Source organism: Chroococcidiopsis cubana SAG 39.79 (assembly GCF_003991895.1).
GTDB classification, from domain to species: Bacteria; Cyanobacteriota; Cyanobacteriia; order Cyanobacteriales; family Chroococcidiopsidaceae; genus Chroococcidiopsis; species Chroococcidiopsis thermalis.
Genome location: NZ_RSCK01000043.1, coordinates 41,670 through 55,482, shown reverse-complemented (window position 1 = coordinate 55,482; position 13,813 = coordinate 41,670). Strand labels below are relative to the sequence as shown.

The following is a 13,813-nucleotide window of genomic DNA, read 5'->3' as shown; positions in this document are numbered from 1 at the left end:
GACTATTGTGTGTGTATTTTGAGCATAGGTCTCAGTTTTCTTTTTGGCTAGTTTTTCTCATCGAACTCACGTAATTCAAGGTATCTCGATGCTCGGTAAAAATTACCAACTTTCGGGATTTTAGATTTTAGATTTTAGATTTTTGATTAGGATCTTCGAGTTCATAATCTAAAATCTGCAATCTAAAATCTAAAATAATTTTTGATAGTTCTTCCCATTTCTTATCCGTGCCACTACGCCGCACTTGTAGTGCTAGCTGCTCTAATTCTTGTAAAAGACTAATTTCTACTTGTAATTCGGCTATTGTCCGCGAAGCGGTGGCAAGATCGGCAACTTCCTCTTCTTTCGCTTCCCGTTCTTCGCTGGGGACATCCTCCAGATCGTCTTCTATATCTTCTAAATCGAGAACTTGCCCAAGTTCTATACTAGCGCTACTGCCTCGCTTCAACAATTCTTCTTCGCGCAACCGTTTTTGCAACCGTTCTCGGCGGCGGGTAAGCGATTGATAAATTGCCTCTGGCGATGAAGCAAGACGGCGCTGCAAAATCGTCAAAGCAAAACCTACAGTGCCTTTACGCCCTTCATTGCCTAAAGCATCAGCACGGTTGAATTCTTCGCGCACGTACTCGGTGACTCGTTTATAAAGTACCGCTTCCAAATCCGAAAGTTTGTATTCTACAGCGTAGGCTTTCCGTTCTGGAAATAGCGGTTTGCCGTCAAATTTCAGTAGATCTTCTTTAACTAATCGCCGCATCAAGTCGGAAGTATCCGAGACGTGAACTCCATCCCGAAATCGTCCCTCAAATCTGTCTCCATCTAGCAACGCCATGAACAGCTGAAAGTCTTCTTCTTTACCGTTGTGGGGTGTTGCCGACATTAATAAAAAATGTCGAGTTAAACTTGACAGCAGCTTGCCGAGTTTGTAGCGTTTCGTTTCTCTAATTTCACCGCCAAAGAACGAAGCCGACATTTTATGAGCTTCGTCGCAGACGACCAAATCCCAGTCCGTTTGGGCTAATTTGGCTTGTAGGTCGTCATTACGGCTAAGTTTGTCCAGGCGCACGATTAATAGCGGCATCTCTGCAAAAGCATTTCCCGTCCGCGCCGCTTCAATCCGATCGTTGGTGAGAATTTCAAAGGGCAGGTGAAACTTTTGGTACAGCTCGTCCTGCCACTGAGCTGCTAGACTGCCAGGACAGACGACAAGGCAGCGATGCAAGTCGCCTCGAATTAGCAATTCCCGCATTAGCAATCCCGCCATAATTGTCTTACCCGCGCCAGGATCGTCTGCCAATAAGAAGCGCAGGGGTTGGCGGGTTAGCATTTCCCCATAGACGGCTGTAATTTGGTGGGGTAGTGGCTCAACTAGCGATGTGTGTACGGCTAGCAGCGGGTCGAATAGATGGGCAAGGCGAATGCGGTATGCTTCTGATACCAAACGAAAGTTAGCGCCATCGGCAGTAAAACTCCAAGGGGTTCCTTCCGTAACAAGTTCCAGGGTTGGTTCGCGATCGCGAAATACCAATTCATGTCCTAAAGAACCGCTAGCATCTTTATACGTCAGCTCGACAACATCAGAGCCATGCCACTGAGCATCGACAATGGTGACGAGATTGTTTGGCAGGATGCCCTCAACTTGAGTACCCTTCGTCAATTCTTCTAGTCGAACCATGTCGAATCATTTTCCTTATTTGCTGGGAAAAGGCATTGCATAGAAGATTTTGGCGGCAAAATCGCCCCCAAAAGCCTCAAATTCTTTGAGCTTAGGATCGAACAAGTCTTTTCATACACGGGATAAATACGGATCTTTGGCGCTAGCTAGAATGCGATCGAGGACTCGACTCGCTCTCGCTGCTTAGGTTACTGACTGCTGGCGCTAGCTAACCTTATTGCGATCGGTTTAAAAGCAGTCTTTCTAACAATTGCGGCTGCAAGTCCCAGAGGTTGGCGCAGGGTCTTTCTCTGGAATGAAAATCGTTAAAATTTGATGTGCTGAGCAGTTCTTATTAATACATTTGTACTATAAAGCTACTAAAATAGTATTATTTAATGTAGTAACTAGTTCCTATAGATATAATAAGGGAACCATCATCGTCAGCAGCGTTGTTTCCTGACCTCCATGAGTGGAGGCGGTTGAGGTAAACAAGCCTGCTGGTTTGCCTTCCATCTCACCGTTTAGCCATAAGCTAGAGGTAGAATCGATTAGTTGTTTCATTTGTGCCGTCATATTGCCGTAGCGCGTCGGAGAGCCAAAAATGACTCCATCTGCCGATCGCAGATCGTCAACGGTACAAATAGGAATGTCCTGCTGTTGCTCTCGTACTTGACGAGCCGCTTCGTTTTGGTTGATGATTTGATCGACCGCTTCAAATTCCTGAACGCGACGTAGCATCTTGGTCGATGATTTGATCGACCGCTTCAAATTCCTGAACGCGACGTAACATCACTTCAGCTCCAGGGATTTTGCTGGCTCCTTCGGCAACAGCTTGCGCCAGTTTTAAGGTATGACCGTACATTGAGTAGTAAACAACCAAAATTTTCATCATTCCTCCAAAATCGATCGCTTCAATTTTTCTGTCTAGTTATTGGGTCAGGTTATCTAAAGGTAGAGATTGCACTAAACTCAAAGTTAAAGGTGGTTGACTAATAAACCGAGCATAATCAGCACTCAGATAGGGACGGTACTGCTGAGAAGTAGCAATGTAAGTTTCAAAAAAAGCCACGCTCCAAGCTCCCAGATAGCCACGAGCCAAGGCGGGATCTGGACCGATGACTGATTCGGGAATGGGTAAAGGTTCGCTACCTGGATCGGATTTATCGGCAGCAGAAAAGTGGGTTCCACCTGCGAGTAAGAGAAGATATTTATTCCGAGCAGTCAGCCATGTAAAGGGTAAAATTTGTTCTGGTAAAGCAGGTGCAACTTTATCCTCGCTGCTACTAGCGATCGTCACCGGAATTTTTATTTGACTCAACCCAGCTTTACCAAAAAGGGAGCTACCAATCGGATTAATCGCGATCGCCGCCTTAATTCTTTTATCGCGTAAATTATACTGCGTGCGCGGTAATTCTAGCGTCCGACACTGAAGTAGTAGAGACAAATTAAAAGTCTCGTCCAAATTCTGACAGTCTTGTTGCAATTGGTCGAAATTCAACTTAGCACCTGCTAAAGCTAATGCTGTATAGCCGCCGTAGGAATGACCGACAACTCCAACTTGTTGTAAATTCAGGGCAAAAGATGGATCGGTGCGATTCAGTTGCGCCAAAACATCGAGCAAATAAGATACATCCAGAGGACGATTGATAAACTCCCTTGGAGGTGTCACGGCAGTAGCGCGACCATTCAGGAGCGATCGCAATTGTTCGGCATTGCTATTGGGATGTTCGGGAACGGCAACGGCAAAACCATAACTAGCTAACTGCTGGGCGAGATATCTAAAAGTATTGCGGTCTGAACCTAAACCGTGGGAGATGACAATGACTGGGAAGCGTCGGTGGTTGGTAATTGGTAATTGGTAATTGGTAAAGAGTTGTTGGTTGAGTGTTGTTGGTTGTTGGTAATTACTTTCTTGTCCCCCTTGTCTCCCTTGTCCCCTTGTCCTCTCTTCCCCCAGCTCGTCCCTGCTCCCAACTCGTCCCTGCTCCCTGGGTAAATAAAGATCGGCAATAAAGGCGCGATCGCGGCTGGGATCGTAAAGCTCTAAGGTGCGTTTCGTCCAAGTAAAACTTCCTCGTTGGCGCAAGTCTGGCAACTGGGAGAAATTGGCTGGCTGTTGGTTAATGGCAGCGGCAGCCGATTGTCTTTGTACCAGAGCGATCGCTTCGTTTGTGCGATTGATGACAGCTTGTAATTCTTCTACAATCTCTAAACTTTGCCCTAGATTGACTCGAATTCCATTTGTAGGAAACTGACGCAAGACATCGAGTAGGGTGAAGCCTTGGCGATTTTCTGCTGCGGCTAAGATGAGCGCCGAGCGAATGGCATAAAACCCTGGAAGTCTGGCTTCAGTTTGAACGATCTGTCCCAGGCGTTGTAATAAAGTTTCGCCAATCGAAGAGTAAAGAAATTGAGAAATTGCCACTGGAGTGAGATCCACTGGTGCAGTTAGTATGCTTCGTAGCCGCGCTAGTTGTGCGGGGGTGAGCCTGCGGGCGTAATCGATCAGTCCGCCCTGAATTTTGCCCGTTTTGGCAAACTCTGCCAAATCTTCGATCGCCACCGAGCTTTCAAAAGCGCCGTATGTCGCATAAATGCGATCGGCTGCGACTGCGGTTTGAACTCCCGTAGCTGGAAATAACAATAACGAAAGTGCAATTCCCAAAGATTTATAGAGTTTTGAGCTGAGAAGTTTTTGCAACACAGTTAAGACATAAACTAAAATCTGGTTTCGTACTCCACTAGCAGCCGACTCTCACCGCTCAAATTGGTGGAGCCACGTACCAAAATTTGGTCGTTGAGGCGATAAATTAGGTTGTAACGCAGGGGGTCATTAGCAGCAAATACTCGTGAGAGGGAGACAGAGAAATCGTTGGTGATGGCAAACACTGCCTCTGCTGCTAAACCGAGGACAGAAACGTTTTCTGTTGGATCGGTGACGATGGTAGGAAACAGGCGTAATTCATCAATACCTAAAGCCTCGCCAATCTCGGTAATATTGTCTTGGAAGTTGGACAGTAGGGCAGATCCCGCTATTGTGGCAAGCCCTAGGGTAGGATCTCCTCTACCCAAGGTATTGACAAAGGAACCGCCTAAGAGTGCGACGATCTCTGCTTCGCTGCGATTCGGTTCGCTGGTCAGTTCTAGATTATCCGCCAATTCACTCGCGGGTCCCTCTACTGCTGCTTGCACGCGCACGGTGCGGAAAGTGCCGAAGCTGGTAGCCCCAACGTCGCGGATCTCGCCAGAAAAAGGTGAAGTGGGAACTCGCCCAATGCCCGTTGTCTCCGGTACGGTTGCCACTAGAGTGACATCAAGGATGGGGTCTAGTCCTCCTTTGGGCGTGAAGCGTGCCGTCTGTTCTTTGCCCCGCGCTAAATTAAACTGAGTCGTAAATAAGTTGACTTGTCCCCCCGTCAGACGCACCACTCCTTGAGGACGAGGATTCGTTAAAGTGCCATTAATCGCCAGGTCGCCTTCTGCCTCAAAGCTGAGTAGGGGTTGACGGACGATCCGCACGTCATCACCGAGAATCAATTGCAAATTGGTAAATTCAATCGGAGATTCCTCTGGGGTGTTGCGATTTGTCGCTGTGCTACTTGTAGCCGTACCTGCTGCGGGCGTACCTGCTGCGGCAGTAGGAGTCTCTTCAGTTCCTCCCAAAGAGACTTGACCGTTCGCCAAGCGAATCTTACCGCCAATATTGGGAGATAGAGCTGTGCCTGTAATAACGACATTGCCGCTAACTCCGCCTTCATAGCGTCCTTCGATATCTACCTCTAGGTCGTTGAGCGATACCGTGAGGGGATTGGTTGCTGGCTGTGCCTGTTGGGTGGCAAAAATCGGTAGAGTTCCTTCAGCAGTAACTTTGCCTGAATTGTACTGCCCTGTAATGCCTGGAACCACAATGCGATCGCCATTAAATTCTACCGTCCCCGTGACGTTTCTCAGTGGTTCGGGCAAAGCCTCAGCTTTCAAAGTGGCATTCTTCACCACAGCTTCCCCCGTTATCACAGGTCGATCTAAAGTTCCCTGCACTTCGACATTGACTTGTCCCTGACCGTTAACCCAAGCAACTTGCTCGGTCAATAAATTCAATAATGCCAAACCTCGATCTTGTACGTTTGCTTGGATGCTGATTTGGTTACTATCGGGCTGGACGGAGGCAAACGGTAACGCTACGGGAATACTGCCTGTAATTTCAACTGGTTGAGTCCCTGTTATCAATACATCGCTGGCAAAACTCAACCGCGCATCATTATAGTCAAAGCTCAGCTGGGCTGTCTGAATCGGTTGTTGATTCAAGCTTGCTTCTACCAGCGATACCTCACCGATCGCTTGAGGGTTTTCTAGACTACCTGCTAGGGTGACGAGGGCATTCAACTGTCCGGTGACATCAAATGGTAATGCTTGTGGTAAGCGATCCAAAAAAGGCTGTAAGGTTGCTACGGGTACGCTGACGACTCGCAATTGTCCCGAAAGTTCCTCCCCTAGTTGTCCGGTAAATGCAATCAGTCCGTCACCGAGATCGAGCCGCAAGGGTAGCAGCGTCAAAACGCCATCTTCAAAAGTCCCTCTGGCAATTGCTTCATCGACTTTGTAAGTTCCCCATTGCCAATCTTGAGCGCGTAATTCAAAGTCAACATCAAGCGATGGCTGTAAACCTGGAGGTAATGCCCCTGTTACGGCAATTTCGCCGCTAATTGTACCGTTTAAGGCTGAAAGTGGTGGTAATGTGGCTGAAGCTCTTTCTTGCTGTTGCTGTTGTGCAATTAAAGCTCTAATTTCCGAAAACAGTCGCAGTTGGGCGAGTAAGGATTTTTCTGGTATACCTACAGATACCGTTGGTAATGCCTCTGCTCCAGGGAGATCTTCGGGTAACAAGCCACCTGCTAAGTCTTCAAAACCGAAAACGCTCAGTGCTTGCAAAACGTTTTCAACTCTGGCGCGATCGAAATTCGTTTGAAACTGAAATCGTCTGTCTCCTTGTGCTGCTAAATTTCCACTCACGGAAATGCGGCTTTCACCTTGTTGCAACTCGCCTTGGGTTAAAGAGAAAGCCCCTGCATCATAACGAAAGCGGGCTTGCACTCGGTCGGCTGTAAACCTGCCCGTTCTGGGTCGCGCAATTGCTAAATCTCCTACTACAGTAGACTCAGTGATATTTTCAGCTAAATCAATAACTAACTTGCCCGATAAATCTCCCCCGATCGCACCAATTTGCTTGAGGCGATCGCCTGGAATCACGTTTCGCAGTACGGCTACGGGAAAGTCTTGCACGTTAACAACTAAGTTTTCGCCTTGGGTTGCACCCCTAGCTACTGCCTGATTTCGCCGCACGAAAAATGAAACGGGGCGATTATTCTTATCCAAGGTAAAGGCAATTCTATCTTGTTTACCACTAACATCTAGTTGAGTCTGCTGTCCTGCCTGATAATTTAATTTGCCAGTCAATACCGGATCGAAGGCTAAACCGTTGACGCGCAAGTTTTGCAACCCTAGATTTCCAACCGCATTGGGAGCATCGGGAGTACCTGTAACTTTTCCGGTAAAATCTGCTTGTCCTGCTAGCGTTACGTTACCAGGGATATCCAAACCAAACTCTTGCAAGTCGTAATCTCGCGCCCGCACGTCTAAGTTAAACCCAGCAATTTCTGGCGCTGCTTGTTCTGGTAAACGCACGTCAACCGTTCCACTGGCATTCAGCCCTGATGCAGTTGCTTTTTGAACGATAATTCGCTCGCCATTCCACCTAACTTGAGCTGTTAAGGGTTGCTCGATAACGGCTAAACCTTGAGAAAAGCCTACTTGTCCTTGGGCTTGAATCTCGGCGAGATCGAACGAATTTCCGGTGACGCGCACTTTATTGGCACTAAATTGTCCCCGCAACTGAGGTGAGAAGGACTTAAGCTGCACTCCACTGGCATTCACAACCGCTTGAAAGGCGCGATCGCGATTAATTTGACCGTTTGCCGTTACCTTACCACCTGCAACCTGGAAAACAGCATCTCGAATCAGCGTATTTCCCTCGTTAGTAACGATGACTTGAGCCGTACCAGGATAGGTAGCTTCAGGTGCTTGCACTTGCGCTACAGTACGGATATTGCCAGGGGAACCAGAAATTTTTGCCGTTCCTGCTACATCGCCAATTTGAATTGGGGGTGTAGTGTCGTAAAGCTTGGCTATAGCATTCCCTGGTACGTTTTGACCCTGGAAATTAAATGCGACTTGAGGTTGAGTCCCTAACTGGATTTGACCCTTGCCTGTAATTTTTCCCCCAACTGCGGGAGTTGCTTGAATATTGGCAAAGGTAATTTCTGGTGTTGCTCCTGCTGTTGTCAACTGAAAGCGACCGCTAATATCTTTAAATGGAATGCGATCGATTTGGGCAGTTTTAATCGTGCTGACGGTTCCGCTTAAAACGGGTTTGGCGATCGCACCCCGCAACTGAATATCTGCTCTGAGAGTTCCCTTTGTCGGAAAGGGAGATTCAACATTCAGCGTGTTTAGCAGATTATTTGCGCTAACTGCTTTCACCTGACCTGATAAGTTATAACCTTTAAGAGTATTGAGCGACCCGCCGATTTGAACTGGAATTTTGCCATAGCGGGTTGTCACGTTTTGCAAGGCGATCGTCCGATCCGGTTTAAATAAAAGTTTCCCTTGGGTATTCGTAAATAGATTTGGCACGTTTTCAATTTTGGCAGTGACGTTACTCAGGCTAGCCGTCCCTGCGATCGCAGGTTGTTGTCCTTCGGGTTGTAACTGCACTCTTAAGTCACCATCAACCCGACCTGCTTGTAGGTTAATGGGTAGATCGATTAACCGACTAATCTCGGTGGCGAGTAAATTCTCTGCCTCGATATTAAGAGTTGTTTGTTGTAATGCCGCAGGGCGAGTTTCTCCAGATAGTGCCAGTTTGCCCCCTGTTTTCGGTTGACCAGTTAACTCGAACTGAATTCGTTCATTTTGGTCTAGAAAGCGGGCGACTCCGCTCACATCGGCGTTAGCGAAGCGGCTCCTCTGGAGCATCGCCACTGCACCTTTAGGTCTACCTGGGGCTGGATTTGGCACTAGGACAAGATCGGCATCTCGTACCCGAATTGTCTCCAACTCAGTTTGAATGAATCCAGCTCCGCCTTCTGGAGTTTTAATTTGAGTTGAAACCCACTGCCCGTTTTTTGCTTGTTCGACGTATACATCTGGCTGAACCAACGTCACGTCTAATTCCAGTCTCCGGTTAAATAAGAGTGGCAAAAGATCGAACTGGACTTCTACTGCTTCTGCTACTAATCGGTCGGGATCGCTGGGAGTTGCTGGGAGTGCTGCCGAACTAAATCGCAAGCTGTTGAGGGAAAATCTCTCTACTACCCCTATGTCTACAGGTCTTCCGAGGATCTGCTCTAAATTCCTTTCAACTACAGGTACTAACCTTCGGTTGACAAAGATCCAACCCCACGATACGCCCCCTGCAATTGCTACGAGTACAAACGCTCCTACAGCAAGACTGCTGCGGCTCAGTATGAGGAGCCACAAACGCCGACGAGAAATTGCTTCTGGTGGGCGACGAGGGGAGTGCGTCATCTTTATACCTGAATGGGACTGGATTGAAACGTGATGCTGTTTTTCAGCGTGGCAAATTTACTGCCCCACAACTTGAGTTCTCTCAGCAACAATTGCGGGCTGTTTCTGGACGTAGACTTCATACTCCTTAGCTGGACCTAAGTTAAATTCCCGCTCTAAATCTCTTGTGGTCAGCTTGCGGACATTTCCCGTAACTTGGACACGGCTACCTTCGGTAATATTCTTGGCTGGCGCGGCACTAACAATCAGTATGTCATCGTCCCCAAGCACTTCATTGTTGTCAACCATAAATGCAGTTGGACTGATGACTCTCTCAACATCTCCTTCAATTGCGACTGTGCGACCTAAGAACGGGACTGGGTTTTCGGTAATTTTTTCTAGATTGGGATTGAGAGCCACCTGCGTAGCAACGATAACGGGTTGTTCTCTAATTTGAGCTTCCAAACCAGGGTCTAGATCGAAGCCGTACTCTTTTTCTACGTCAACTATAGTCAAATCTCGAACTGTACCCGTCACCCGTGTTAGAGTTCCTTCGACAATTGGGACTTTATTGGCATTGACAACCAACACCTCTTGACCGTTAACAAACTCATCGCTTTGAATCGTGAAAGCTTGGGGGCTGACTTGCCTTTGAATGTCGCCGCTGATAGTTACAGTCTTGCCGATGAGATTAGAATTCGATCGATCTGCAACTTCGCTAGTGGTAGTAGCAGCTTCGCGACCTGCTGAGTCGGAGTTTGTGCCAGTACAAGCAGGAAGCACTAAAGCAAACAGTGCTAGGGCGATCGCTGCTGGAGTTTTGCCGAAAACTTGAGTGATGCGATCGCGATGAGAAGTTGTGTTGTTATTAACTTTGTTTATCATGGGAATCTCCTTTTGGTATTGATGAGAACCAATGTTTTGACGATAAGCCCCAATAGTGGAAAACTAGTGGAAAACTCAAAAACACTAACTTCAAACTCGCCGAAACAGATTAGCCCCCGCGTATTTCCAAGAAATTTGCTCTGGATCTTTGCTTTTCGACCATTCCACAAACTCTTTACCATCAGTTTCGTGTTGCGCGATCGCCGTCTGGTCAACTCCTAATCGTTCAGCCAATTGCTGTCTATCCAATAAATCGCTTTGGTTGTTGTTTGTAGATTGGTCTGTTGCATCTAGCTTTGAATTTTGCTGTAGTTGTGAAACCTGACTTTTCAAGTCGCTGACTTCACCCCTTAAGTTCTCCACCATAATCGTGAGGGGTTTGTTCGTGGTAGTTTGACAAGAATCTAATCCAAAGTAATCTTCTAGGATGAGATTTATCGCCTCAGCAATAGAGTTTAAACTCTGCTGCTCTTTAAACTGTTCTACACGTTGATAAAGCTGCGGGGGGTGGAAAACTTGGGTAGAAAGAAGATTAAATCAGTTACCAGTTACCAGTTACCAGTTACCAGTTACCAGTTAAGAGATGTCAGTTGTCACGGGCGATCGCATAGCATTTTCCGCGCCACGAGTGTTTACTTTGGTCAAGAGCCACTGATAACTAGTCACTGTAAAAGAGGTTGAACTTGAAACGCTCCCAACTACAGCGTTATGGTATTTCTATACTAGCCACCGCAGTAGCACTGCTACTAACACAATGGCTGTGGTGGCAGCTTCAACTATATCTAACTAAGCCAGTCGAGCCAAATGAATTGATTGCAGCTATTGCTAGCCTTGCTCAAAGTAGCGAACGACTTTAAAGGTTTTTTGTATTCAGATCGAATTACCGAGTTCTCCACCACTTTTCCACGATTGAAATCTATCCTGAATTGAAAGGAAGCACAAAACAGGATGCGCGATCGCCATTCCTAAATAGTATATGAGGGAGCCGAGAAAAATTTTGTGGAGTCAAACTAATAATTCGGCGTTAGTTCGCTTTTTACTATTATTTGCTTCCGGTTGGGCTTTATTACAGCTTTTATCTTACTTTAAAACTGTCATTTTTATTTTTGCATTTGCGGCAATTTTAGCTTTTTTACTTAGCTATCCTGTTCGTTGGCTCAGTCGTTTCTTACCTCGAATTCTAGCAGTTATTTCTGTTTTCTTACTCAGCTTTACGAGTATTACTGGTTTGATAGTTATAGTCAGCTTATCTGTTTTTTCTCAAGCCCAACAACTGATTCAAAGCATAATTTTGTTTTTAAATTCTCTTTTGCCATCAGTAGAGCGATTAGAAAGATTTATGCAGCGTTGGGATATGCAGATAGACTTAAATGTTATTCAGCAGCAACTACAAGAAGAAATCGCATCGTTTTATACTAGAAGTTTGACGTATCTTTTCATACATTCACAAGTGTTTTTTACTAATTTTTTGACTCTTATTCTCATGGCTGCTGTGACTTTTTTTATGTTGTTATACGGTCAGAGGCTTTGGCTTTTTGTCCTCAGTCTTTTACCTGTAAGCTCGCACAGCCGTTTTTCTAATCTAGTTGAACGTAAGTTTCTAGCTTTTATTAAAGGTCAGTTCTTACTAGTTTTATTTTTATCATTTACTACTTTTATGGTATTTCTAGTATTAGAAATACCATTTCCATTGATATTGTCACTCGCGATCGGACTTACCAATCTCATACCTGGAATTGGAGCGATATTGGGAATTAGTATAGTTTCTTTAGCTGTCTTATCTCAAAGTGTTTGGCTAGCTTTAAAAGTTTTAGGAGTTTGCTTTGTACTTCAGCAGATTCAAAATAACTTGATTGCTCCTAAAGTCATGCAAGATTCAGTCAATCTTAATCCAGTAATTGTTCTGTTTGCTATCCTGGTTGGGGCTAGAGTTGCAGGAATATTAGGAGTTTTTTTGGCAATTCCAATTACAGGCATACTCGCTAGTTTTTTTGAAATTGAAGAAATGCAGGCAGAATTATAAGTTTAACTGCGGGTTACGTAGTTTCAGATTAATTCACTTTTTGCTCTGGTTCTATTCGCTCGCTTGCTAACTGCTGAGAAACCCATCCAGCAAATCGATTTTCAAAATTATTCGCCATAATTTCCATGATATTATTTGCGTAATTCTGACCTGCCTTTTTATACTCCTTGAAATAATGATAGCCAAACTGACTTGTACCACCTAATTGTTCGCATTGCCTAGAGTGTACGAGTTCGTGAGCTAATAACGCCAGTTGACGAGAATCTCTAGGTTTGTACGAGCCTTCTAGATAAATCCGCTGACAATAAGTTTGAGCAACAGCATCAACTTGTCCGATATCTATTTTGAAATCAGCGTACAACCAGCCGTCCATCAGTTTAGCATTGTAGGCGATCGCCACGCGATCGACTAAATCTCCAAAATAGGGGCGTAAATACTGTTTCTGTATATCGTCTAATTCTTGACTGCTGCCATTATTAGCATACATCCACCGAGCCGCTGCTTGATATGCTACTACACCTGCTTGACCCCATAATTCTTCAGCAATTACTGTTGTAGATTCTCGAAAATGTGGATAGCAAGATAGATCGAGCCAATGACAGCGTTTGAACTGAAATACTTGAAGTTTGTAGCTCTGAAAAACTAATATAGTTAAGAATAAAAAAACACTAATAAAACTCAAGCAAATAATCTTCCTTCTTTTCATGATAGTAATTAAAATGACTAATGACCGATGACAAATGACAGCCATAACGCGCCTATCTTTTGAATCGGCTAGATTGCTATAGAATAGTTTTGCTCTTGAGAATAGCTATAAATAGTGCAAAACTCGTGGAGAATGGTAGGTATTGACGATGGGTAGTACGGCAAAGTATGCAAAAGCTCATTACTGATAACTCGTGGATTGAGCGGATTGCACGGTTTGGCTATGCGGTTAAAGGAGTGGTTTACTTCATCGTCGGCTTGCTAGCGATGCCTGTGGCGCTTGGCATCGGTGGCGAAGCGGCTGGGACGAGTGATGCTCTCCAAATAATCGTGGCGCAGCCATTGGGAAAATTTTTGCTGACGATAGTGGCTGTAGGTTTAACGAGTTATGCAGTTTGGCGTTTCGTTCAAGCGTTTGTAGATCCCGAACATCGAGGCAGTCAGGCAAACAGAGTTATCCCCCGCATAGGCTATGCGATTAGCGGCGCGAGTTATGCAGGTTTAGCCGTGACTGCCATGCAGATTGTTGCTGGTGCGGGAAGTCATAGTAGTAGTTGGAGACAAGATTGGACGGCACGCTTGCTAGCACAACCTTTCGGTCAATGGTTAGTGGGGATAGTGGGAGCGATTGTGCTAGGTATAGGCGTTTCCTTTACATATCTAGCCTTTACCAAGCGATTCCGCCAACGGCTGCAATTAACTCAAATGAGTACCGCTGGGGTAAAATGGGCGATGGGCATCGGTAGATTTGGCGTGACTGCCCGTGGCGTTGCTTTCGGTGTTATCGGTCTGCTGCTGATTCAAGCCGCCGTTCAGTCCGACCCAGATGAAGTTCAAGGGCTGGGTGGGGCGCTGCAAACGCTGGCAGAAGAACCCTTTGGTCGATGGCTTTTAGGTATTATTGCGATTGGTCTTGTCGCATATGCCATCCACTTGCTGATACTGTCACGCTATCGACGGATTAGGATTTGATGGCGATCGCA

At 45.9% G+C, this 13,813-nt stretch carries 11 protein-coding genes; 3 read left to right on the top strand and 8 right to left on the bottom strand.

Features of this window, described 5'->3' with window-relative positions; genetic code table 11:
* Nucleotides 1-127 precede the first annotated feature (127 nt).
* The 7 genes from DSM107010_RS22240 to DSM107010_RS22210 all read right to left on the bottom strand — a co-directional run bounded on the left by DSM107010_RS22240 (nt 128) and on the right by DSM107010_RS22210 (nt 10,468).
* Nucleotides 128-1,672 carry a DEAD/DEAH box helicase gene (locus DSM107010_RS22240; RefSeq protein WP_199755691.1) on the bottom strand — a complete coding sequence of 515 codons (1,545 nt, stop codon included), beginning with the start codon at nt 1,670-1,672 and terminating at the stop codon, nt 128-130.
* Nucleotides 1,673-2,065: 393 nt separating this feature from the next.
* Nucleotides 2,066-2,392, bottom strand: a complete 327-nt coding sequence (locus DSM107010_RS22235; protein ID WP_106170158.1) for an NAD(P)H-dependent oxidoreductase — start codon at nt 2,390-2,392, stop codon at nt 2,066-2,068.
* Nucleotides 2,367-2,546 (bottom strand): flavodoxin domain-containing protein, encoded by a 180-nt coding sequence (locus DSM107010_RS22230; RefSeq protein WP_051033266.1) that lies wholly within the window; start codon nt 2,544-2,546, stop codon nt 2,367-2,369. The genes DSM107010_RS22235 and DSM107010_RS22230 overlap by 26 nt, the downstream gene beginning before the upstream one ends.
* A 36-nt stretch (nt 2,547-2,582) precedes the next feature.
* Nucleotides 2,583-4,358: an alpha/beta hydrolase gene (locus DSM107010_RS22225; RefSeq protein WP_106170155.1), complete on the bottom strand. Its 1,776-nt coding sequence runs from the start codon at nt 4,356-4,358 to the stop codon at nt 2,583-2,585.
* A 14-nt stretch (nt 4,359-4,372) separates the two neighbouring features.
* Nucleotides 4,373-9,238, bottom strand: coding sequence for a translocation/assembly module TamB domain-containing protein (locus DSM107010_RS22220; RefSeq protein WP_127023957.1), 4,866 nt, complete (start codon nt 9,236-9,238; stop codon nt 4,373-4,375).
* Between the two features lie 57 nt (nt 9,239-9,295).
* The gene (locus tag DSM107010_RS22215; protein WP_106169891.1) at nt 9,296-10,102 is read right to left on the bottom strand and encodes a hypothetical protein; all 807 of its coding nucleotides are present in this window, start codon (nt 10,100-10,102) and stop codon (nt 9,296-9,298) included.
* Nucleotides 10,103-10,192: 90 nt separating this feature from the next.
* Nucleotides 10,193-10,468, bottom strand: a complete 276-nt coding sequence (locus tag DSM107010_RS22210; protein WP_041462532.1) for a hypothetical protein — start codon at nt 10,466-10,468, stop codon at nt 10,193-10,195.
* A gap of 317 nt (nt 10,469-10,785) precedes the next feature.
* Here DSM107010_RS22210 and DSM107010_RS38640 point away from each other — a divergent pair, with 317 nt between their 5' ends.
* Together DSM107010_RS38640 and DSM107010_RS22205 are read left to right on the top strand one after the other, a co-directional pair.
* Nucleotides 10,786-10,959 carry a hypothetical protein gene (locus tag DSM107010_RS38640; protein ID WP_158631842.1) on the top strand — a complete coding sequence of 58 codons (174 nt, stop codon included), beginning with the start codon at nt 10,786-10,788 and terminating at the stop codon, nt 10,957-10,959.
* 119 nt (nt 10,960-11,078) lie between these two features.
* Complete coding sequence (locus tag DSM107010_RS22205) at nt 11,079-12,125, top strand: AI-2E family transporter (RefSeq protein WP_127023954.1); 1,047 nt, start codon at nt 11,079-11,081, stop codon at nt 12,123-12,125.
* Between the two features lie 28 nt (nt 12,126-12,153).
* Here DSM107010_RS22205 and DSM107010_RS22200 read toward each other — a convergent pair whose 3' ends face one another.
* Nucleotides 12,154-12,876, bottom strand: coding sequence for an eCIS core domain-containing protein (locus DSM107010_RS22200; RefSeq protein ID WP_106168091.1), 723 nt, complete (start codon nt 12,874-12,876; stop codon nt 12,154-12,156).
* Nucleotides 12,877-12,998: 122 nt separating this feature from the next.
* Between DSM107010_RS22200 and DSM107010_RS22195 the strand changes: the two genes are divergently transcribed.
* Nucleotides 12,999-13,802, top strand: a complete 804-nt coding sequence (locus DSM107010_RS22195) for a DUF1206 domain-containing protein (RefSeq protein WP_106168090.1) — start codon at nt 12,999-13,001, stop codon at nt 13,800-13,802.
* Nucleotides 13,803-13,813: the final 11 nt, after the last annotated feature.